Source organism: Paenirhizobium daejeonense (assembly GCF_014280875.1).
Classification (GTDB): Bacteria; Pseudomonadota; Alphaproteobacteria; order Rhizobiales; family Rhizobiaceae; genus Allorhizobium; species Allorhizobium daejeonense.
Genome location: NZ_JACLAL010000003.1, coordinates 470489 through 491649, shown reverse-complemented (window position 1 = coordinate 491649; position 21161 = coordinate 470489). Strand labels below are relative to the sequence as shown.

Annotated in this window: 19 protein-coding genes; 10 read left to right on the top strand and 9 right to left on the bottom strand. The window is 61.5% G+C overall.

All coding sequences use genetic code 11. The features are described from left to right. The first annotated feature begins 27 nt into the window (after positions 1 to 27). Positions 28 to 711: a helix-turn-helix transcriptional regulator gene (locus H4I99_RS09160; protein WP_163900574.1), complete on the top strand. Its 684-nt coding sequence runs from the start codon at positions 28 to 30 to the stop codon at positions 709 to 711. A 169-nt stretch (positions 712 to 880) separates the two neighbouring features. Then, the gene (gene rpoH, locus H4I99_RS09155; RefSeq protein WP_163900576.1) at positions 881 to 1783 is read left to right on the top strand and encodes an RNA polymerase sigma factor RpoH; all 903 of its coding nucleotides are present in this window, start codon (positions 881 to 883) and stop codon (positions 1781 to 1783) included. A gap of 84 nt (positions 1784 to 1867) precedes the next feature. Here rpoH and H4I99_RS09150 read toward each other — a convergent pair whose 3' ends face one another. Both H4I99_RS09150 and H4I99_RS09145 read right to left on the bottom strand, forming a co-directional pair. Beyond that, entirely contained in the window at positions 1868 to 4264 is a 2397-nt protein-coding gene (locus tag H4I99_RS09150) for a hypothetical protein (RefSeq protein WP_163900578.1), read from the bottom strand. 63 nt (positions 4265 to 4327) lie between these two features. Further along, positions 4328 to 5626, bottom strand: a complete 1299-nt coding sequence (locus H4I99_RS09145) for an adenylosuccinate synthase (RefSeq protein ID WP_163900580.1) — start codon at positions 5624 to 5626, stop codon at positions 4328 to 4330. Positions 5627 to 5821: 195 nt separating this feature from the next. Here H4I99_RS09145 and H4I99_RS09140 point away from each other — a divergent pair, with 195 nt between their 5' ends. Continuing rightward, the gene (locus H4I99_RS09140) at positions 5822 to 6712 is read left to right on the top strand and encodes a DMT family transporter (RefSeq protein ID WP_163900582.1); all 891 of its coding nucleotides are present in this window, start codon (positions 5822 to 5824) and stop codon (positions 6710 to 6712) included. 108 nt (positions 6713 to 6820) lie between these two features. On the opposite strand, the gene H4I99_RS09135 is transcribed toward H4I99_RS09140, so the two are convergent. Beyond that, positions 6821 to 7396 carry a transglutaminase-like cysteine peptidase gene (locus H4I99_RS09135; RefSeq protein WP_163900584.1) on the bottom strand — a complete coding sequence of 192 codons (576 nt, stop codon included), beginning with the start codon at positions 7394 to 7396 and terminating at the stop codon, positions 6821 to 6823. 311 nt (positions 7397 to 7707) lie between these two features. On the opposite strand from H4I99_RS09135, the gene H4I99_RS09130 reads away from it, so the two are divergent. After that, on the top strand, positions 7708 to 8505 hold the full coding sequence (locus H4I99_RS09130; RefSeq protein ID WP_163900586.1) for a creatininase family protein: 798 nt from the start codon (positions 7708 to 7710) through the stop codon (positions 8503 to 8505). Here H4I99_RS09130 and H4I99_RS09125 read toward each other — a convergent pair. Continuing rightward, positions 8493 to 9485: a LysR family transcriptional regulator gene (locus H4I99_RS09125; protein ID WP_163900588.1), complete on the bottom strand. Its 993-nt coding sequence runs from the start codon at positions 9483 to 9485 to the stop codon at positions 8493 to 8495. The two genes, H4I99_RS09130 and H4I99_RS09125, sit on opposite strands and share 13 nt — an antisense overlap. A gap of 182 nt (positions 9486 to 9667) precedes the next feature. Between H4I99_RS09125 and H4I99_RS09120 the strand changes: the two genes are divergently transcribed. The 6 genes from H4I99_RS09120 to H4I99_RS09095 all read left to right on the top strand — a co-directional run bounded on the left by H4I99_RS09120 (position 9668) and on the right by H4I99_RS09095 (position 16080). Then, on the top strand, positions 9668 to 10684 hold the full coding sequence (locus H4I99_RS09120; RefSeq protein WP_163900590.1) for an ABC transporter substrate-binding protein: 1017 nt from the start codon (positions 9668 to 9670) through the stop codon (positions 10682 to 10684). Positions 10685 to 10844: 160 nt separating this feature from the next. Further along, on the top strand, positions 10845 to 11687 hold the full coding sequence (locus H4I99_RS09115) for an ABC transporter ATP-binding protein (protein WP_163900592.1): 843 nt from the start codon (positions 10845 to 10847) through the stop codon (positions 11685 to 11687). Then, on the top strand, positions 11687 to 12538 hold the full coding sequence (locus H4I99_RS09110; RefSeq protein WP_425314369.1) for an ABC transporter permease: 852 nt from the start codon (positions 11687 to 11689) through the stop codon (positions 12536 to 12538). The genes H4I99_RS09115 and H4I99_RS09110 overlap by 1 nt, the downstream gene beginning before the upstream one ends. After that, the gene (locus H4I99_RS09105) at positions 12538 to 13857 is read left to right on the top strand and encodes a cytosine deaminase (protein WP_163900594.1); all 1320 of its coding nucleotides are present in this window, start codon (positions 12538 to 12540) and stop codon (positions 13855 to 13857) included. The genes H4I99_RS09110 and H4I99_RS09105 overlap by 1 nt, the downstream gene beginning before the upstream one ends. 32 nt (positions 13858 to 13889) lie before the next feature. Next, on the top strand, positions 13890 to 15296 hold the full coding sequence (locus tag H4I99_RS09100; RefSeq protein WP_163900596.1) for an FAD-binding oxidoreductase: 1407 nt from the start codon (positions 13890 to 13892) through the stop codon (positions 15294 to 15296). A gap of 202 nt (positions 15297 to 15498) precedes the next feature. Beyond that, the gene (locus tag H4I99_RS09095; RefSeq protein WP_163900598.1) at positions 15499 to 16080 is read left to right on the top strand and encodes an NAD(P)H-dependent oxidoreductase; all 582 of its coding nucleotides are present in this window, start codon (positions 15499 to 15501) and stop codon (positions 16078 to 16080) included. A gap of 81 nt (positions 16081 to 16161) precedes the next feature. On the opposite strand, the gene H4I99_RS09090 is transcribed toward H4I99_RS09095, so the two are convergent. The 5 genes from H4I99_RS09090 to H4I99_RS09070 all read right to left on the bottom strand — a co-directional run bounded on the left by H4I99_RS09090 (position 16162) and on the right by H4I99_RS09070 (position 20997). After that, the gene (locus H4I99_RS09090; protein ID WP_163900600.1) at positions 16162 to 16560 is read right to left on the bottom strand and encodes a DUF1236 domain-containing protein; all 399 of its coding nucleotides are present in this window, start codon (positions 16558 to 16560) and stop codon (positions 16162 to 16164) included. A 164-nt stretch (positions 16561 to 16724) separates the two neighbouring features. After that, positions 16725 to 17114, bottom strand: coding sequence for a RidA family protein (locus H4I99_RS09085; RefSeq protein ID WP_163900602.1), 390 nt, complete (start codon positions 17112 to 17114; stop codon positions 16725 to 16727). A 15-nt stretch (positions 17115 to 17129) separates the two neighbouring features. Continuing rightward, on the bottom strand, positions 17130 to 18017 hold the full coding sequence (locus H4I99_RS09080) for a DMT family transporter (protein WP_163900605.1): 888 nt from the start codon (positions 18015 to 18017) through the stop codon (positions 17130 to 17132). Positions 18018 to 18164: 147 nt separating this feature from the next. Further along, on the bottom strand, positions 18165 to 19592 hold the full coding sequence (locus H4I99_RS09075) for an aldehyde dehydrogenase family protein (protein ID WP_163900607.1): 1428 nt from the start codon (positions 19590 to 19592) through the stop codon (positions 18165 to 18167). A gap of 118 nt (positions 19593 to 19710) precedes the next feature. Next, the gene (locus H4I99_RS09070) at positions 19711 to 20997 is read right to left on the bottom strand and encodes an FAD-dependent oxidoreductase (RefSeq protein ID WP_163900608.1); all 1287 of its coding nucleotides are present in this window, start codon (positions 20995 to 20997) and stop codon (positions 19711 to 19713) included. Positions 20998 to 21161 lie beyond the last annotated feature (164 nt).

Below are 21161 nucleotides of genomic sequence, written 5' to 3'. Positions count from 1 at the left end.
CAGAGGCCGGAGGGCCGGGAGACGGCGATGGTGCAGCCGAGCCGCATGTTCGACATCATCCAGATGCTGCGCGCATCTCCGACGCCTCTGACCGCCGAAGCCATCGCCACGCGGCTGGAGGTGACGAAGCGCACCGTCTACCGCGACATCGCCGCCCTGCAGGCCTCCCGCGTGCCGATCGAGGGGGCCGCCGGTGTCGGCTATGTCATGCGCCGGGGTTACGACCTGCCGCCGCTGATGTTTTCCCCGGAAGAGATCGAGGCGATCGCCGTCGGTCTGTCGCTCGTCGCTCGCACCGGCGACAGCAGCCTGGAAGCCGCCGGTCGCAGCGCCGCCGCCAAGATCGGCGACGTCCTACCCTGCGACACGACAGGCATCGACGCCATGCCGCTTTACGTCTCCCGATGGCACGAGATACCCGAGCCGAAGGCTGACCTCGCCACCATGCGCCGCGCCATCCGCGAGGAACGCAAGCTGCGGCTCGCCTATCGCGACGCGGAAAACCGGGAGACGGAAAGAACGATACGCCCGCTCGGCCTCGTCTATTATGTCGATGGCATACACCTTGCGGCATGGTGCGAAATGCGGCAGGATTTCCGTCACTTCAGGCATGACAGGATCGAGTGCTGCCGCCTTCTGGAAGAAGGTTTTCGCGACGGGGATAAACTCCGCAAAACATGGCGCGAGAACCGCAAACTGTTCGACTACTGAGCGCTCCGGACATTAACAAAACGTAATGTCATAACGCATCCGTGATCGCTTGAAACACCGTTTAGCCGCACTTATCTGTTACGTGGGTTTCTGTGGGGTTTTGGAAATCCACGGAGAACCGGCTCGCCCAGGGATGAAGGGGAGCCACACTTGGAAAAGGGGGTGCTTTATGGCCCGCAATACTCTGCCTACCATTACCGCCGGTGAAGCCGGCCTCAATCGTTATCTCGACGAAATCCGCAAGTTCCCGATGCTGGAGCCGCAGCAGGAATATATGCTCGCGAAGCGTTACGCCGAACATGGCGACCGCGATGCTGCCCACAAGCTCGTCACCAGCCACTTGCGCCTCGTCGCCAAGATCGCCATGGGATATCGCGGCTACGGTCTGCCGATCGGTGAAGTCGTGTCCGAGGGCAATGTCGGCCTGATGCAGGCCGTCAAGAAGTTTGACCCGGAACGCGGCTTCCGTCTGGCAACCTATGCCATGTGGTGGATCAAGGCCTCGATCCAGGAATACATCCTGCGCTCTTGGTCGCTCGTGAAGATGGGCACCACCGCAAACCAAAAGCGGCTGTTCTTCAACCTCCGCAGGCTGAAGGGCAAGATCCAGGCAATCGAGGAAGGCGACTTGAAGCCTGAGCAGGTGGCGGAAATCGCCACCAAGCTCAATGTTTCGGAAGAGGAAGTCATTTCGATGAACCGTCGCCTTTCCGGCGACGCCTCACTGAACGCTCCGATCCGCGCCACCGAGGGCGAATCCGGCCAGTGGCAGGATTGGCTGGTGGACGATCACGACAGCCAGGAAGAAGTGCTGATCGAGCAGGACGAACTGGAGACCCGTCGTCGCATGCTGGCCCGCGCCATGAGCGTTCTCAACGACCGCGAACGCCGCATCTTCGAGGCTCGCCGCCTCGCGGAAGATCCGGTGACCCTCGAGGAACTGTCCTCCGAGTTCGACATCAGCCGCGAACGCGTTCGCCAGATCGAGGTTCGCGCCTTCGAAAAGGTGCAGGAGGCCGTCCAGAAGGAGGCGCTGGAACGCGCCTCCCAGCTCCGCGTCGTCGAAGCCTGATCCTCCGAAAGACGAATGAAACGAGAAAACCCGGGGCCGCGAGGCACCCGGGTTTTTCATTTCTTGCAGAAAGCAGGAGCCGGCTCAGTTGCCAGCTGAGCCGAGCGCGCTCCATTCCTTTAGAACCGCATCGAACACCGCCGTTCCGGCAGCACCCTTGTCGAGCGTCAGCAAGGCGCGGCGGCCGTTGCGGTAGGTGATCGGCATGTCGATCCAGCTGCGCGTGGACAGGAGTTCCAGGTTCTTCTTGATGACGTCCTCGAAGTCATTGAGTGCCACGAGATAGGTATCTTCCGTTACCTGCGCCGAAACCGCGACCAGAGGATCGCCTCGGTCCTGCTCGGTCCGCTTCATCGCGACGCGCTGCAGATTATCCACCGCCCCGCCTTCGAAATCCGGCGGGATAGAGAAGACGACTTCGATGATATGGCTTGCCGGCAGAGAGTTGTCGGTGTTGCGCTTGATGGTTAGTAGCGCGGTCATGCCGCGTTCCGGAATCGTGATCTTGCCCTGGATCTCCGGATTGGGTTTGCCGTCGTCGCCGGTCTCGCGAACGGCAGTCCAGGCAACGGTGCCGGCCACTGCGACCGGCGTGGTCTGGCCGAGTTTCTCCTCATAGAGGAATGCCTTTTCGCCGGCAGCAGTACCCGCACCGGCAGCAGCCGGAGGCGTCGTAGTAGCGGGAGCGACAGGCGTGCCGGCATTGGTGCCGACCGGCGGCTGATCCGTCGGTTCGACCTTAGAGGCGACATTCTGCTGCGAAACCGACTTACCCTCGGCATCTGCGCCAGCGGCCGGGGCTGTTCCGGCACCCTCATCGACTTCCGACCCGTCGGCCTTCAGACGCTGGGTGAACTTCTGACCCTCAACCGCGCCCTCTTCCGGCGGCGTTACCGGCGTAGTGGCCGTATCAGTCGCAGCCGGTGGAGTTTCCGTTGCCGGCGGTTCCGCCTGCCCGTCCGTCGTCGCAGGCTGTCCAGCGACAAACGGCGGCTCGGAGCCCGTCAAGCCGCTGATGAATTCCGTCATCGACGTGCGATAGGTCCAGGCGGCGAACCCACCGCCGGCCAGCAGCAACACGCCGAGAGCACCGAGCACGATCGGCGCGAAATTGCGGCGCGGCTTGGCTTCCTTGCGATAGGCCGACTGCTGTGCGCTTTCAAGAAAGGCGTCGACGTCCTCGTCGGACGCAGCCACAGGCGCCACGGGAGCCGCCGGTCGACCGCCATTTCCGCCAGCTGCTGCCGGTTGTGGCTCCTTCGACTTCAGGTCGCCGACATCGGCAAACCAGTCGGAGAAATCGTCGGTCGGCTTCGGAGCTGCAGCGGTCGCAGTCGGTGCCGATGCAGCCGGAGACCGATATTCATCGACATTCCACTCGAGAAGATCGGGAACCTCCGTTGCCGCAGGCTCGACACGAGCACCTGGCTCAGCCGGTGCGAAAGCGCCGAAATCATGGTCACGCCGCTGTTCGGGGACCGCCGGTGCGATCTCCTCACGACGAACGACCGGTGCAACCTCCTCGACAGGAGCGGCCTGAGCCGGCGTATCCTCAGGGAAATCCCAGGGTTCATAGGCGACCGGCTCTGAAACAGGAGCGGGCTTTGCCGTAAAATCGGAACGGGCCGGAGAAAGCCATTCCTCGGCTTCATCCGTCATCGGAGCGGCCTGACGGATCACAGGTTGTACGGGCTCGACCCGCTCTTCCTCGTAACGCTGGACCGGCTCCTCTTCCCATACCGGGAAGGCCTCTTCCGCACGCGGAGTTTCGACAGGCCCGGGCTCGACCGCAGGTGCGACAGGTGCAACGACTTCCGGCTCGTGGCTTGCAGGCGGCTGATAAGCCGGCGTTTCCGGCTCGGCCTCATGCCAGGGGTCTTCGACCTCTTCGTATTCTACCGACGGAGCGGCGCGAGCAGGCTCGACATATTCTTCTTCCTGCTCGCGATAGCGCTCGTCAGCGGCAGCCGCGACCGGCTCCTCGGCCCATGCGACCGGTGTGGACGCAGAAGCTACAGGAGCAACATGAGGCTCGTCCTCGTATTCGGGACGAGCAGCCTCTTCAGGCTCTGCGGCTTCTTCCGGTTCCGGCTCGTAGGCCTGCTCCGGTTGGTAGGCGGGTTCCGGCTCATGATCCGGTTCAGGCTCTTCCTCGGCCTCATAGGCGGGTGCCTGCCGGGACTCGGAAACACCGGGAACATGATCTTCCCAGGAGGACGCGGCCGGCGCGGACGAAACCTCCTCCGGAAGCTCTTCAACTTCCGGAAGTGCCTCGGCGTGCTCGGCCTCGACTTCGTTGATGGCAATCTCGAGCTTATCGAGTTGACGGCGCAGCATCTCTTCGGGCGGGCGCGGAGACATGTTCTCGAGTTGCCGCAACACGGCACTGCGAGCCTTGTCATAGACCTTCGCACGCATCTCAGGGGTATTGTTCGACAGTCCGTCCACGGCCCGCCGAATAACTGCGATAAAGTCAGCCATCAGCACTTTTTCTCTTGGTCGCCGGAGTGATTCCGACTGACAAAACGTTAACGATTTCTATCATTAATCCTCAAACGGATCGGTCACAAGTATGGTGTCGTCACGCTCCGGGCTGGTGGAAAGCAGAGCGACCGGCGCGCCGATCAGTTCCTCGACCTGACGAACGTACTTGATCGCCTGTGCCGGCAGGTCCGCCCACTTGCGGGCGCCGACTGTCGATTCTTTCCAGCCTTCGAGCGTGATGAAGATCGGCTCGACGCGAGCCTGGGCGGCCTGCGATGCCGGAAGGTAGTCGATTTCCTGCCCGTCCAGCTTGTAGCCGACGCAGATCTTGAGCTCATCGAGACCGTCGAGAACATCGAGCTTGGTCAGCGCGATGCCGGTGATGCCATTGGTGGCGACCGACTGGCGCACCAGTGCCGCATCGAACCAGCCGCAACGGCGCTTGCGGCCCGTAACCGTGCCGAACTCATGGCCGCGCTCACCAAGGAACTGGCCGATTTCATCCGTCAGTTCGGTCGGGAACGGACCTTCGCCGACGCGAGTCGTATAGGCCTTGGTGATGCCGAGGATATAGCCGAGCGAACCCGGGCCCATGCCGGAACCGGCGGCAGCCTGACCGGCAACCGTATTGGACGAGGTCACGAAGGGATAGGTGCCGTGGTCGATGTCGAGCAGCGAACCCTGGGCGCCCTCGAACAGGATGCGCGAGCCCTTGCGGCGCTCCTTGTCGAGAAGCTGCCAGACGGTATCCATGAACGGCAGGACGCGGTCGGCGATGGAGGTCAGCTCCTCCATGATCGTCTTGTGCTCGACTTCGGCCGCGCCGAAGCCGCGGCGAAGCGCGTTGTGGTGCGAAAGCAGACGGTCGACCTTGCCTTCGAGCGCCGAGACGTCGGCAAGTTCCATGAGGCGGATTGCGCGACGGCCGACCTTGTCTTCATAGGCCGGGCCGATACCGCGGCGGGTCGTGCCGATCTTGGTGCCGCTATTGGAGGCGGCGTCTTCGCGCATGCCGTCCAGTTCGCGGTGGAGGGAAAGGATCAGGGTCGCGTTTTCGGCGATTCGCAGGTTTTCCGGCGTAACGGTAACGCCCTGAACCTTGAGGCGCTCGATCTCAGCCAGAAGTGCATGCGGATCGACGACGACGCCGTTACCGATGACCGCCATCTTGCCCGGACGCACGACGCCGGACGGCAGAAGAGACAGTTTGTAGCTGACGCCATCGATGACCAGAGTATGTCCGGCATTATGCCCGCCCTGAAAGCGGACAACGATATCGGCTCGCTCGGAAAGCCAATCGACGATCTTGCCTTTACCCTCGTCTCCCCACTGCGACCCTACAACCACGACATTCGTCATTTCCAAATCCTGTTCATTGCACAAGGCCTGCGCCTAACCCAAACCCGCGCATCTATACTGTGTTGTTTTTGGGAAATCGACCCGTTTGTGATCAGCAATTTGGCTTTTTGCGTGACATGTGAGCGCCCGTCGCCTATCCAAACGGCGAATTGCAGTCGAGCGAACCCCTTTTCCTTATTCCATCTGGTGTTGCAGTTGCTTCTTCGAGCCTATTTTTTCCTCACCGTCGCGACGCTTCTATGGGGCGGAAACACCATGGTCGGCAAGCTGGCTGTCGGCCATGTCAGCCCCATGGTTCTCAACTTCTCACGCTGGCTGATCGCCGTCATTGTCATCTGCGTCATTTCAGTGCCGCAGATCAGGAAGGACTGGCCGCTTCTGCGCAAGAACTGGCTGCTGTTGCTCGCCTATGGCGCGGTGGGCTACACCGCCTTCAACGGCTTCCTCTATACTGCCCTCAAATATACGAGCGCCGTCAACGGCGCGATCGAACAGGGCGGCATTCCGGTGCTGATCTTCATCCTCAACTTCGTGCTGTTCCGCATCCCGGTGTCACCGGTGCAGATCATCGGCTTTGCCATCAGCTTTGCCGGCGTCGCGGTGACGGCAAGCCATGGCGACCCGATGTCGCTGCTGCACCTCACCCTGAATTACGGTGACGGGCTGCTGCTGCTCGCCGTCCTCGCCTATGCCATCTACACCATCGCGCTGCGCTGGAAGCCGCCGGTGCACTGGAAGAGCCTGATGGCAGGTCCGGCGCTCGGTGCGGCACTAACCGCCCTTCCCCTGATGTTCTGGGAGCAGGCGAACGGAGACATGATCCTGCCCGACGCCACGGGATGGGCAATCATCGCCTATGCCGGCCTGTTACCATCTCTGGTCTCCCAGATCTTCTACATCAAGGGTGTCGAAGGCATCGGCGCCAATCGCGCCGGCCTCTTCATCAATCTGGTGCCGGTGTTCGGAACGCTCCTGTCGCTCGCCCTGCTTGGCGAGGCGCTCCAGCCGTTCCACGTTCTCGCGCTGGTCCTCGTGCTGGGCGGTATCGCCATCGCCGAATGGGGCAAGCCGGCAAGCAAGATCTGACAGCAAAAAAGAAAAGGCCCTGACGGTGGTTCATACCATCAGGGCAAATTAGGCAGTACAGACAGAAACATTCAGCCGGGCGGCAAACTCACCGCCCCGAAGAATTCTTTAGAGCCCCATCGGGCGAATGCTTGCGGTCGGGATCTCGACGCGCTTCCACTTCTTGATGGCGTTCGAGCGATCGTCCAGTGCGTAGTCTCCCCTATTAGTGGTGACCACCAGAACGACACGGCGCTCGCCGTCCGTGGTGCGGCCATTCGCAACCGTCAGCGCATCAGCCGACCAGCCCATGGCAATCAGCATGGCCCGCTTGGCGCTGGCGAGGTCAGAGCCGACGGTGACAGGTCCGGAAATCTTCAGAACGTCCCGACGACCGAACGAATAGAGGTCGTTGATAAGCTGGACCGAGGCGTTGACCGTCGCATTGACACGCTTCAGCTGGCTTTCGCGATACGAGGTGAGCACGAAGGTGTAAGGACGCTCGACAGCCTGGCAGCCCTCCTGTGCATCGAGGCACAGCTTCGCATCGCTCGACGACAGACGCTCACCGGAAATCACGAGACGCATGTTCGGCGCATCTGTGAGGTTGCGGGCGAAGCCGCCAGGCCCGAATGCATGGGCCGGGTCAGACAGAACGAATGCCGTCGCGGCGACGACGGCCGTTGCGAGGAGTTTCTTCAGCATATCCTTAGGTCCCCGTTCAGAACTCTTGGTTTTTGGCGGGCCGGAACAAATCCTCCGGCTTCCTTGTGACTGAACCTACACGGGGTGTTTTTCGGTGCGCTTAAGCAGATGCCGACAATTTTAGCGAATAGCGTCTTTTTCTCGAATCGATACAAGCGCCCTACCGGCGGCGATGTCGATCCATTGTCTCCCACCCATCCGCATTCGCTCCGCCGCGACATTTAAGGCATCAGCCTGCACGCAATATGATGCTTTTCGCAGCCCGCATTATTTCCTAATCGAATGGGTAGAGAAACAGCGAGGGTGCGGATATGGCTAAGCCATTCTTCTGGAACGAACTGAACACGGGCGATTTCGCCGGCCTGGATCCGGAAAAGACCGTCGCCATCCTGCCGATCGCATCGACCGAGCAGCACGGCCCGCACCTGCCGATCGCCACCGACGTCGCCATTGCCAACGGCATGTTGGCCGAGCTTCGCAACCAGCGACCCGACGATCTCGATTTCCTCGTTCTGCCGACGCAGGAAATCGGCAAGGCGAATGAACACATCTACGGTCCCGGCACGCTGTCCTTCGGCCCGGAGATCCTGATCCCCGCCTGGACCGCGATCGGTACCAAGGTTGCCGAAGCCGGTATCCGCAAGATGGTGATCGTCAATTCCCACGGCGGCAACGTCGATGTGATGAGCATTGTCGCCCGCGAACTGCGCGTCCGCCACAAGATGGCGGTTGTCTCCACCCAGTGGGGCCGTTTCGGCAACCCGGAAGGCATGATTTCCGAGCATGAAAGCCGCTACGGTATTCATGGCGGCGAGGTCGAGACATCCCTCATGCTGCATTTCCGGCCGGAACTCGTACGCATGGAAAAGGCCGAGAACTTCGTCTCCCGAGCTGAGGAAATGCGCGCCAATTCAAAATTCCTGACGCCACTTCCGCCCCATTCGCTGGCGTGGATCGCCCATGACCTCAACCCGAACGGCGTCGTCGGCGATGCCTCGAAGGGCACGGCCGAAAAGGGCGAACTCATCTGCAAGCATCAGGTTAAGGGGTTCATCGAGCTTCTGCGCGATCTCGTCGCCTATCCGCTCGCCAACCTCTATTCGCGCTGATCCCCGGCGCTATCGGCATCCGCTGACCGCTCGGCCGGTTTTTCTCCGGCTGGCAGATGCCCCTTGGCGCGCAACTCCTGCATCAGCAGCATGAGTTCCTGCATCAGATATTCCACGAAAAGGCTGGTTGCCGCGTCGAGCGGCGCCCGCGCGCGGGCAAACAGCTTCATCGGCTGGTGGCGCACATGCTGTTCCGCAAGCGGCCTGAACACCAGATCGCCCGCCCGACACTCGGTTATGACATCGAGCGGGTTGAGAAGTGTCAGCCCCGTACCGCACTTGACAAGTTGTTTGATCAATTCGGAGGAATTCGTCTCCAGAAGCGGCTCAACCGGCAAGGGCAAAGGCGAAAGCGCAAGGTCGATGATATTGCGCAGACTGGTCCCCGATTGCGCCAGCACCAGCTTTTCCTGCACCACATCGACAAGATCGATCGGCCCATCCTCCTGTGCAAGCGGATGCGAAGGCGGCAACACCACCCCGACCGGCACATCGAAATTCGCAAGCGTGCGAATACCGGGCGTCGCTGGGATATTAAAGCCGAGGCCGATATCCACCTCTCCGGTCAGCACCGGGTTGATGGTCGTGGAGCCGCCGTCGTTCCTGAGCTTGATGCGCACGCGGGGATGACTTTCGAGAAACCGCGCCAGGATCGGCGGCAGCGGACCGGAGGCGAGCCCGACCGTCGTCACCAGCGTCACCTTGCCCGCCTGAGGCATCTTCAACCCACGGATACGGCTTTCCAGCCGCTCGTAATTCTTGAGCACCTCCCGGATGTGCTCGACGCAAAGTTCCCCGGCGGCCGTCAGCCGCAAGCCCCGCGGCAGGCGTTCGAAGAGCGGTGCGCCGATCTCTTCCTCCAGCGCCAGAATCTGGCGATTGACCGCCGACGAGGCCACGTTCAGCCGCGCCGCCGCCTTACGGATGGAGCCGCAGCGCACGATTTCGTTGATGTAGAGAAGTTTTCGGGAATGCAGCACGAAACCACCATTGCGCAAAATTTATTCAGAAAGCATTATTTGTGCAGTCATCTTTGATGCAGTGCAAAAAAGGCATCAATGCGGACGAATTTTGATGCTTTTCAAAGAGCAAGGCAATCGCTCAAATATCAAAAACGGCCAGTCTCACGATGCCGCAAGGTTTAACAGGGGAACAGATAAACATGCATAGCTCTTTGAAACTAAAGGCTCTCGCGCTCTCTTTCGGCCTCTCTGCTGCGTTTTCGGTGGCCGGTCAGGCTTACGCGCTGGATGAAGTCAGCTACGGCACCAACTGGCTCGCCCAGGCCGAGCATGGCGGTTTCTATCAGGCTGTTGCCGATGGCACCTATGAGAAGTACGGCCTCAAGGTCACCATCGTTCAGGGTGGCCCGAATGCCGCCAACCGCGCCCTGCTGATCGCCGGCAAGGTCGATTTCTACATGGGCAGCCCGCTCGGCGAAATGGACGCAGTCAAGGAAGGCATTCCGCTGGTCGACGTCGCCGCGATTTTCCAGAAGGACCCGCAGGTACTTCTCGCCCATCCTGATCAGGGCATCGAAAAATTCGCAGACCTCGCCAAACTCGACTCGATCTTCATGGGCAAGGACGGCTACGTCACCTATTTCGAGTGGATGAAGAAGAACTACGAAGGCTTCAAGGACGAGCAGTACAAGCCCTACACCTTCAACCCGGCTCCCTTCATCGCCGATCCGAAGTCTGCCCAGCAGGGCTACCTGACCTCCGAGCCCTATGAAATCGAAAAGCAGGCCGGATGGGCTCCGAAGGTCTTCCTTCTCGCCGACAACGGCTTCAGCCCATACTCCACAATGATCACCACCAAGACCGATCTCGTCGAAAGCAAGCCGGAACTCGTCCAGCGCTTCGTCGATGCCTCCATCGAGGGCTGGTACAACTACCTCTACGGCGACAACAAGGCCGCCAACGACATGATCAAGAAAGACAATCCGGAAATGACGGATGGCCAGATCGCCTTCTCCATCGCCAAGATGAAGGAATATGGCATCGTTGAATCCGGCGAAGCCCTCGACAAGGGCATCGGCTGCATGACCGACGAAAAGTACAAGGCATTCTTCGACGCCATGGTTCAGATCGGCGTCGAGCCGGCCGACCTCGACTTCAAGAAGTCCTATACCACACAGTTCGTCTGCAAGGGCGTCGGCATCTCGCTGAAGAAGTAAGTTTCGAACGCTCCCTTGAGGGGACGCATCGAACGACAAAAGGTGACGAGGGGAACCGGGATTTTCCCTCCCCTCGTCCCGTCCTTTTTGGACCACCCCTCTCCGTCCGAGGGTAAAGGAGCCAGAGGCTCCGCCATCCGAGACCTGACAAAGGCCCGCAATGACTGCTTTCGATGCCACGACGGCAACGCCACCCGTTCCTGCCAGCGCCCCACGCGAGCAACGCCGGCCGCTCGTTGTCATGAACGCGGTATCGAAGACCTTTTCCAGCGGAACGCTCGCCCTTTCCGACATGTCGCTCACCGTCAACGGCGGCGAGTTCGTGAGCCTGCTCGGCCCCTCCGGCTGCGGCAAGTCGACGGCGCTCCGCATCATCGCCGGCCTCGGTGACGTCACCAAGGGCACCATCGACTGGCCGAGCTCGCGCATCAATTCCCGGGGCCTGCCGGAAGGCGACATTTCCTTCGTCTTTCAGGAACCGACGCTGATGCCCTGGCAGACCGTGTTCGGCAATGTCTACCTGCCGCTCAAGCTGCGCGGCATATCCAAGGCGGCAGCCCGCGACGACATCATGGAGGCACTCACCACCGTTGGCCTCAAGGACTTCGCCGAGGCCTATCCGCGCGAACTATCCGGCGGCATGAAGATGCGCGTCTCCATCGCTCGCGCTCTGGTCACCAAGCCGAAGCTCCTGCTGATGGACGAGCCCTTCGCCGCGCTCGATGAAATCACCCGCCAGAAGCTCAACGACGACGTGCTGCGCCTCTGGAAAGAGACCGGCATCACCGTCATTTTCGTGACCCATTCGGTCTTCGAAAGCGCCTATCTTTCCAGCCGCATCGTCGTGATGAAGGCGCGCCCCGGCCGCGTCCATGCCGATTTCCCGCTGAAGACCAGCCTCGAACGTGATGCGCATTACCGCACCTCCGAGGAATATCGGCAGGCCTGCGAAACCGTTTCCGAAACCCTTCTCGAAGCCATGGGCGGAGAGGACGCGCACTGATGTCCGACATGAACGTCAGCCCTTCCGGCACCCCTTCCGCAACCGCACCCGGCTTTCTTGCCCGCCACGGAGAGACGCTGCTGCGCATCCTCGTGCCCATCCTCGTCGTCGCGGTGCTGATCGGCATCTGGCAAATCGGCGTGATGGTCAGCGGCGTGCCGCAATACATCCTGCCCAGCCCCGGTGCAGTCGCCATCTCCCTGTTCAAGGACTGGGGGATCCTCGCGCCTGCCCTCTGGGTCACCACCCAGATCACCATGGCTTCGCTCGGGCTGGCGCTGATCGGCGGCGTCGGCATCGCCGTCTTTCTTGTCCAGTCGAAGTGGATCGAGACGGCGTTCTATCCGATCACGGTCATCCTGCAGGTCACTCCGATCGTGGCGATTGCGCCGCTGATCCTGATCTATGCGCCGTCGACCCAGGTGGCGCTGCTGATCTGCGCCTTCCTCGTCGCCTTCTTCCCGATACTGTCTAACATGGTCCAGGGCCTGAAGAGCGTCGACCACAACCTCCTGAACTTGTTCGACCTCTACGGTGCTTCCCGCTGGCAGACACTGCTCTATCTCAAGCTGCCGGCCTCGCTGCCCTATTTCATGACGGGTCTGAGGATCGGCGGCGGTCTGGCGCTGATCGCAGCGGTCGTCGCAGAATTTGCCGCGGGTTCCGCCGGTGCCGGTTCGGGCCTCGCCTTCCGTCTGCTCGAGGCCCAGTACCGCCTCAACATTCCGCGGCTGTTCGCCGCCCTCTTCCTGCTTTCCTGTCTTGGCGTCGTGATCTTCGCCATCACCTCCTTCATCTCCTGGCTGGCACTGCATCGCTGGCATGAAAGCAGCCTCAAGCGAGAAAACTGATGCCCGCATATCCTCCCCGCTTGCCTGTTGCCGATCGCTTCGTCCTTACGAACGCCACCCTTCCCGCCGTTTCCGTCGACGGCTTCGCGGCACCCGCGCGCGAAGGTCTCGTCAGCGCCGATCTGGTGATCGCCAGCGGCAGGATCGAAGCCATCCTGACGGCAGGCGCGGCACCGGCCGAACTGCCGCAGGCTGATCTCGGACGAAGCATGGTCTGGCCCTGCTTCGTCGACATGCACACCCACCTCGACAAGGGCCATATCTGGGAACGCAGGCCGAATCCGACGGGCGACTTTCCAGGCGCGCTCGACGCGGTCCGCACCGACCGCGAGGCCCGCTGGAACGCGGACGACGTCCGCGCCCGCATGGAGTTCTCGCTAAAGACGGCCTATGCCCACGGCACCAGCCTGATCCGCACCCATCTCGACAGCCTCGCGCCCCAGCACCGGATCTCCTTTGAGGTCTTCGCCGCCCTGCGCGAGGAATGGAAGGACAGGATCTCCCTTCAGGCGGCCGCCCTCTTCCCGCTCGACTTGATCACCGACGAGGTCTACTTCCCTGACCTCATCGACACGATCGTCACCCATGGCGGCCTCATCGGCGGCCTGACCCAGATGTGGCCGGATCTCGACCAGCGCCTCGACCTCCTGTTCCGCGCGGCCTCCGACAACGGCCTCGATATCGACCTCCATGTCGATGAGACGCAGGACAAGGAAGTCCTCACCCTGAAAGCCATCGCCGAAGCAAAGCTCCGGAACCGTTTCGAAGGCACCGTTACCGTCGGCCATTGCTGCTCGCTCGCCCGTCAGGACGAGGACGTCGCGAAGCAGACCATCGACAAGGTGGCGGAAGCCGGTATTGCGGTCGTGTCGCTACCCATGTGCAACATGTACCTGCAGGATCGGCACCACGGCTTCACCCCCCGCTATCGCGGCGTGACGCTGTTTCACGAACTGGCGGCAGCCGGTGTCGCGACCGCCGTTTCCTCGGACAACACCCGCGACCCCTTCTACGCCTATGGCGATCTCGACGCCGTCGAGGTCTTCCGCGAAGCGGTCCGTATCATTCATCTCGACCACCCGCTGGACAAGTCGGCCCGCGTCGTCACGCGTACACCGGCCGACATTCTCGGCCGCCCGGACAAGGGCCGCATCGCCCCCGGCCTTCCGGCCGATCTCGTGCTTTTCAGCGCCCGTAGCTGGAGTGAATTCCTTTCCCGTCCGCAGGCCGACCGCATCGTGATGCGGAATGGCATGGGCATCGACCGCAGCCTGCCGGATTATCGCGACCTTGACCCGCTGATGCGTGATCCCGACTGAGATCATGCAGTTCAAGAATCTGGAGACAAATCGTGCCTGACTACCAGCAGATCAGACAAGAACTCGAAGGGATCGCCGTCGAGGACAACCCGGCGCTCGTCAAGCAGAAGAGCCGCGACTTCTATTGGTATTCGCCAATCCTGAAGGCGCAGCTCGACAACGTGACCGCCGACCTCATCGTCTCGCCGAAGACGGAAGAGGAAGTGATCCGCACGTTGAAAGTGGCCTATGCCCATGGCGTGCCCGTTACCCCTCGCGGCGGCGGCACCGGCAATTACGGCCAGGCCATGCCGCTTTCGGGCGGCATCGTCCTGAACCTCCTGAACATGAACAGGATCAAGGAGATCCATCCCGGCCGCGTGATCGCCGAACCCGGCATCATCACCGCGGAACTCGATCGCCAGACCAAGGCCCATTCCGGTCAGGAGCTACGCTTCCATCCGTCGACCACCGGCACGGCGACGCTTGCCGGCTTCATCGCCGGCGGCTCCGGCGGCGTCGGCTCCATCACCTGGGGCGGCCTGCGCGACCTCGGCAACATCCTGCGCCTGCGTGTCGTCACCATGGAAGCCGAACCGCGTGTTCTGGAACTTTCGGCCTGGGACCTGCAGAAGGTCAGCCATGCCTACGGCACCAACGGCATCATCACCGAAGTCGAGATGCCGCTGGCGCCCGCCTATGACTGGGTCGATGTCGTCATTGGCTATGACGACTACATGGACGCCGTCCGCTTCGCCGACGCGCTGACCCATCGCAACGGCATCCTGCTCAAGGAAGTGGCCCCGATCTCCGCCCCGATACCGTATGAGTACTTCACCCGCCACAAGCCGTGGCTGAAGGAAGGTCAGTCCGTCGTCGTGCTGATGGTGGCGCCGCACTCCATGGCACCGCTCGTCGCCTATGCCGAGAAGATGAAGGGCGACATCCGCTTCCGTTCCGACAAGGTGGAGAGCATGAAGGGTATCCCGCATGCCTATGAACTCGCCTGGAACCACACGACCCTTCGCGCCCTGAAGGTCGACCCAAGCATCACCTATCTGCAGGTCCAGTATCCCGGTCCCGACCACGTCGAGAAGGTCGGCAAGCTGGTGAAGATCTTCGGCGACGAGGTCATCAGCCATCTCGAATTCATCAAGTTCGACGGCGCCATCCAGTGCTCCGGCCTGCCGTTGGTCCGTTACACGACGGAAGAGCGGCTGGAGGAGATCATCAGGATTCACGAGGATAACGGCTGCCCGATCTTCAACCCGCATCGCTATACGCTGGAAGAAGGCGGCATGAAGCAGACCGACACCGTCCAGCTCGCCTTCAAGAAGGAGACCGATCCGAAGGGCCTCCTGAACCCCGGCAAGATGATTGCCTGGGACAACCCCGACTTCGACTTCAAGTCCGGCAAGAACTACCTCTTCCCGGGTCTTCAGTCTTTCATGGAGACCTGATACCGCCAAAACCAATTGAACTTCCGAAGGTACTCCCGGCCGGGGCGAGACGATTGCCTCAGGTGCATGGAACAGACCATGGTGATGTCAGGACCGGCTATGGCGGCGGGCCTACCATCATCGGGACAAACGGCGCGGAAAAATTTCACTCGACGCCCGGCGAAATCCTTTCGTCGGGCCAAGACATGGAGCTTTCCAGACTATGCGCGTACTTGTTCTGCATTCTCATCCCCTCGATGAAAGCTATGGCCGGGCGCTTTACCGCCAGACCTGCGAGAGCCTGACGAAGGCCGGCCACGAGGTCGATGGCTGCAATCTCTATGAGGAAGGTTTCGACCCGGTGCTGTCCGCCCATGACCGCCGCGTCTATCACGACTATCCCGAAAACACGGTTCTGGTGAAAAGCTATGTCGAGCGACTGAAGGCCGCCGAGGGGCTGGTGATCGTCACCCCCGTCTGGAACTTCGGCTTTCCGGCAATGCTGAAGGGCTATTTCGACAGAGTCTGGCTCATGGGCGTGTCCTTCGACCTCCAGGATGGCAAACTGACGCCGACGCTTCGGCATATCAGGAAGCTTGCCGCCGTCATGACCTACGGCGCCACCCCGTGGCGGGCCTTCGTGGTCGGCAATCCGCCGAAGAAGATCGTCACGCGCGTCTTGCGCGCCCAGATCAAGATCGGTGCGCCAGTGAAATACCTCGCCCATTACGACATGAACAACTGCACGGACGAAACGAGAGCCGCCTTCCTTGCCAAGGTGAAACACCAGATGGAGCGGTTCTGAACCTTTGAAGCAAAGGCGGGCCGGATCTTTTCCGGCCCGCCTCGCTCAACGTTCGATCCCTCTCGTGGCCGTTGGCCCGCGTCAGGGAAGTACCTGAACGACCACATAGCTTTCAGGGTCGACGATGACCCAATGCTCGTTCACCATCGCATAGGCATAGCTCGGGTCTTCCGGCACTGGGGTAAGCACGACATCAGGCGGCAATGCTTCACCGACGGCAATCGGCTGCTGGATGATGATCGGCTGCGGCGGCAGGGGCTGTTCCCGAATGTAGGTGACAACACGCTCAGGCGGGGGATCGATCGCCGTGCCGGCAACAGCGCCAACGACACCACCCACCGCCGCGCCCACCGGACCGCCGACGATCGCGCCGGTCACCGCTCCGCCTGCCGCGCCCGTTACAGCCCCCTCTTGCGCAATGGCCGGAGCAGATACAGACAGAAGTAGCGCCGCAGATACGGCGAGAGTTTTCATGGTCATGGCGAGTTCCTTTCGTCTCTGTCATACCAGTGACGAAACAACCCCAACCACCAGACTTTGTTCCTGCTATATATCTCCCGCGGAATAGGCAGAGCGCTTAATACTTGTCGTTAAACCCAGCTCCCGGCGGGAGATTTTCACGTGGAGGCGGACCGAAATTTCCCTCAAAATACCTTTGCCGCGGTCACTTCGACCTCAACAAGAAAGTCCGCGCGGGTGAACCCGCCGACCACGATCAGCGTGGAAACCGGCTTTGGTTCCAGCGTGTAGCGGTCGCGCACTGCCATATAGGGGGCAAAGTCCTCGCGCTTCGTCACGAAGCCGGAAATGCGGATCACGTCGCCGAAGGTCATGGCGGCATCATCGAGGATCGCCTTGATCGCATCGAAGCAGAGTTCCGCCTGACCGGTGACGTCGGCCGGAATACTGTCATCGACGCCGATTCCCAGCTGACCGGATGTCACCAGCAGGCTTGCGCCCGGCGGCACCAGCAGGCCGTGATTGTAGTTGCCGAACGGCGCACGAACGGATGACGGATTGAAGACGCGTTTCATGAGCGTGTTTTTCCTTTAACTCGTAACGACATCGGTCCGGTCACGCCGGACTTCGTGGAAGATATGGCCGAACAGCGCCGCGAGCACGATGGGGCCGCCGATCATCGTCGCCGCCGACGGCGTCTCGCCAAGGATCAGCCACACCCACAACGGCGTCAGCGGCACCTCCAGCGAGGTTAGCAGGCTGGCATCGGCAGCGGGAACCCGGCGGGAGCCTGCCGTATAAAGAACCAGACCGGCCGCATTCTGCACAATGCCGAAGACGACGATAAGCCCCATATTGCTGGCGCTGACAGAAAGAGGCGCTGCGAACGGGAAGGTCATCAGCGAACAGAGCCAAGCGGAGCCCGCCATTGCCGGCAACATTGGTACGCCGCGATATTTCCTCATAACGGTTGCGAGCACAGCAACGGAAAGCGTCATGACGACGGCAAGCCCCTTGCCAAGCAAGCCGCCCGTCTCACCGCCATCTGCAAGCATGACCAGCACGCCGCAGATCGCGACGGCGCTGGCGATCAGGGTTGCTCGCGTCGGCTTTTCCCCTATCCACAGATAGGCGACGCCGGCGGTCACGAAAGGCACCGTGGCATAGATCACCATCGCATCTGCAACCGACGTGTAATACATCGACCCGATGCCGGAGATCATGCTGACGGCGGAAAAGAACATCGCCATGAACGACGGCGCGCGCATGCGCTTGAGGATCGTGATCGCGGCACCACGCTCCATGTAGAAGAACAGCATCAGCACGCAGCTGCCCGACACGAGGCCACGCCAGAACAGCATGGTCATCAGATCGGTCGTGATCGTGCGGATGAACAGACCGGACGTAGACCAGGCGAGCGCGGATATCGCGACATACAACACGCCGAGACGATATTGACGGGGGTCGTCGAGGGTCATGGAAAAACCGGTATGAACGAGAATGCGGCAAGGAGTATCGCGACAGCAAGACCGCCACAAGCTCAGGCTGCGGCGCTTTCGGTCGCGGAATGAGAAAGGCTCGCTTCGACCGCGAGCCTTCCGGTTGTCGATGGATCAGATCGAGGTTCAGTCGCCGTAGCCGACGATGCCCTTGATTTCGAGGAAGTCGTGAATGCCCCAATCCGCATATTCGCGGCCGTTGCCGGACTGCTTGTAGCCGCCGAACGGCGCGAACGTGTCCCACTCAGGATAGTTGAGGTAGACGGACCCAGCCCGCATGCGAGCGGCCACCTTGCGGGCATGGGCGATATCCTGCGACTGCACATAGGCCGCAAGCCCGTAGACGGTGTCGTTGGCGATGGTGACAGCCTCTTCCTCGTCCTTGTAGGGCAGGATCGACAGCACCGGCCCGAAGATCTCTTCGCGCGCGATGGTCATATCGTTGGTGACATTGCCGAAGATGGTCGGGCGGATGTAGTAGCCGCGATTGAGGTTTTCCGGCCGACCGGGACCGCCCGTCACCAGCGTCGCACCTTCCTTGATGCCGGCTTCGATCAGGCGCTGGATCTTGTCGAACTGCAGCTGGCTGACCACCGGGCCGAGCACCGTTTCTTCCGAGCGCGGATCCCCGACCACGAAGGTCTCGGCTTCTGACTTCGCGTAACCGAGAGCTTCGTCATGACGGTCGGCCGGCACCAGCATGCGTGTCGGCGCATCGCAGGACTGGCCGGAATTGCCGAAGCAACCCTGCACGCCCTTGCGAACGGCCGTTTCGAGATCCGCATCGGGCAGGATGATGTTGGCCGATTTGCCGCCAAGCTCCTGCGCCACGCGCTTGACCGTATCGGCGGCCGTCTTGGTGACGATGATGCCGGCGCGGGTGGAACCGGTGAAGGAAACCATGTCGACATCGGGATGCCCGGCCATGACTTGACCGACATCGGGGCCGTTGCCCTGCACCATGTTGTAAACGCCCTTCGGCACGCCGGCGGCTTCCATGACCTCCGAGAAGACGACACCGGAAATCGGCGCGATCTCGGAAGGCTTCAGCACGACGGTGCAGCCGGCGGCGATGGCGGGGGCCACCTTGCAGACGATCTGGTTGAGCGGCCAGTTCCACGGCGTGATCAGCGCGCAGACGCCGATCGGCTCCTTGACCACAGTAGTGCTGCCGCGCTTCTCCGAGAACTCATAGGTCTCGAGCGCTGCGATGGTGGATTCCATGTGGGCGCGCCCGGCCCATGCCTGCGCCTCGCGGGCGAAGGAAAGCGGGGCGCCCATCTCCTGGCTGACAGCCTGGGCGATATCCTCGAAGCGTTCGTTATAGACTTCGAGAACCTTCTTCAGCAGCGCCAGTCGCTCGGCCACCGGCCACAGCGAGAAGGTGGAGAATGCCCTCTTCGCAGCAGCCACGGCCTTGTCCACATCGGCCTTCGAACCAACCGATATCTGCGTGTAAGCCTCTTCAGTCGAGGGATCGATCACGTCCAGAACCGCAGGCACCGCGGGATCGACCCATGCGCCGTCGATGAAAAACTTCAGGTGATTGGACATGCAAGGCTCCTTGGAAGGAAGTGGGGGCGTGTTTGTCGCAGCGAACTATCCTTCAAGGCAAAGTCGACCGCAAGAAGATCGCGTCACAGGCGGCGCAAATATTCAACGATGTACGGGGTTACTTCTCCAGACCGTCCAGCAGACGATACCAAGCGATTGCCGCCGCCACGCCGATTTGCCGAAGACCGTGAAACGGAATGGGATGAATGGCGGAGACGGGGAAAGGCAGGGCCGTCCGGTCGCCTGTCTCGATATACTTCGCAAGTCGCGGCCCTATCGCAGTCATCAGGCCGACACCCCTCCCTTGACAGCCGGCAACCATCAGCAGGCCTTTTTCCGGCTCGTGAACATGGGGCAGATGATCCGGTGTCACGGCCACCCGGCCGAACCACCTGTGGGCAATGGAGATATCACTAAGCGCGGGGAAGAGGCGCAGCAACGCGCGCTGCAGATGCGCCCAGTCTTCCTCGCTCTTCGGCTCGGACATTCGCCCTCGCCCGCCGAGTACAAGCCGACCATCCGGGCTTTTGCGATAATAGACGAGGATGCGCCGGCTGTCGGAAACTGCCTGCCCATGAGGCAGGATCGCTTCCTGCTGCGCTTCGCTCAGCGGCGCGGTGGCGATCTGGAAGGAATGCAGCGGCACGAGGCTCTGGGCAAGCCCCGGCACCAGACGGCCGGAATAGGCGTTGGTCGCCAGCAGAACGGTGCGGGCCGAAATCGACTGGCCGCCGGAAAGCGAAACCGTCCAGGCGCCGCTCTCCTGACGAAGCCCAGTGGCGGTCTCTCCCGTAGCGATGCGGACACCGGCAGCAACCGCGAGACGCGCGAGTTCGCAGACGAAGGCAAGCGGATTGATGACGCCTGCCCGCCGGTCGAGCCAACCGCCCAGATAGCCGTGTGCGCCAGTCATAAGGGCGATATCGGATGCATTGAGCAGTGTCACGTCGGCACCACGAGCGCGCCACTGCCTGTTGCGCTCCTCGGCATTGCCCATCGCCGTATGCGTATGCGCGGCCTGTATCCAGCCGTTGCGCAGGTGCTCGACGTCGAGCCCCTCGCCCTCGATGAGATCGAAAACGGCATCGGCCGTGCGCGAAGCGAAATCGATCAGCCGCTCGCCCTTCTCTTCGCCGAAACGGGCGATCAGCCATTCGGGATCGTATTTGAGACCGGGAATGACCTGTCCGCCATTGAGCCCGGAAGCCCCTTCGCCGATGTCGCGGGCCTCCACCACCCTGACGACCATCCCGCTGCGGGCTGCGGCAAGCGCCGTCGAAAGACCCTGAAAACCTGCCCCGACGACGACAAGGTCAACCACCTCCCGTGGACCAACCGGCGCAACAGCAATCCGGTCACGATCGGGCCGTCTCCACACCGGGCAGGAAAACCGCGAGGGCAACATAACCAATATCCTGAAAATATATCAAATAGCTGCCGCGCAGACTGAACGCGACATTTTCCAAAATCAATAGATTTTTAGGGAGCATGCGCCCTATCAACAGTGGCCGGGCAAGGCCGGTGTCGAAGCAGGAAGATGGAGCATCGATGGCGAATCCGTTCTCGCCG

Coding starts and splice junctions, on each gene's coding strand:
- H4I99_RS09160 (WP_163900574.1), top strand. CDS start 28: ATGGTGCAGCCGAGCCGCATGTTCGACATCATCCAGATGCTGCGCGCA.
- rpoH (WP_163900576.1), top strand. CDS start 881: ATGGCCCGCAATACTCTGCCTACCATTACCGCCGGTGAAGCCGGCCTC.
- H4I99_RS09150 (WP_163900578.1), bottom strand. CDS start 4,264: ATGGCTGACTTTATCGCAGTTATTCGGCGGGCCGTGGACGGACTGTCG.
- H4I99_RS09145 (WP_163900580.1), bottom strand. CDS start 5,626: ATGACGAATGTCGTGGTTGTAGGGTCGCAGTGGGGAGACGAGGGTAAA.
- H4I99_RS09135 (WP_163900584.1), bottom strand. CDS start 7,396: ATGCTGAAGAAACTCCTCGCAACGGCCGTCGTCGCCGCGACGGCATTC.
- H4I99_RS09130 (WP_163900586.1), top strand. CDS start 7,708: ATGGCTAAGCCATTCTTCTGGAACGAACTGAACACGGGCGATTTCGCC.
- H4I99_RS09120 (WP_163900590.1), top strand. CDS start 9,668: ATGCATAGCTCTTTGAAACTAAAGGCTCTCGCGCTCTCTTTCGGCCTC.
- H4I99_RS09115 (WP_163900592.1), top strand. CDS start 10,845: ATGACTGCTTTCGATGCCACGACGGCAACGCCACCCGTTCCTGCCAGC.
- H4I99_RS09110 (WP_425314369.1), top strand. CDS start 11,687: ATGTCCGACATGAACGTCAGCCCTTCCGGCACCCCTTCCGCAACCGCA.
- H4I99_RS09105 (WP_163900594.1), top strand. CDS start 12,538: ATGCCCGCATATCCTCCCCGCTTGCCTGTTGCCGATCGCTTCGTCCTT.
- H4I99_RS09095 (WP_163900598.1), top strand. CDS start 15,499: ATGCGCGTACTTGTTCTGCATTCTCATCCCCTCGATGAAAGCTATGGC.
- H4I99_RS09090 (WP_163900600.1), bottom strand. CDS start 16,560: ATGACCATGAAAACTCTCGCCGTATCTGCGGCGCTACTTCTGTCTGTA.
- H4I99_RS09085 (WP_163900602.1), bottom strand. CDS start 17,114: ATGAAACGCGTCTTCAATCCGTCATCCGTTCGTGCGCCGTTCGGCAAC.
- H4I99_RS09080 (WP_163900605.1), bottom strand. CDS start 18,017: ATGACCCTCGACGACCCCCGTCAATATCGTCTCGGCGTGTTGTATGTC.
- H4I99_RS09075 (WP_163900607.1), bottom strand. CDS start 19,592: ATGTCCAATCACCTGAAGTTTTTCATCGACGGCGCATGGGTCGATCCC.
- H4I99_RS09070 (WP_163900608.1), bottom strand. CDS start 20,997: ATGTTGCCCTCGCGGTTTTCCTGCCCGGTGTGGAGACGGCCCGATCGT.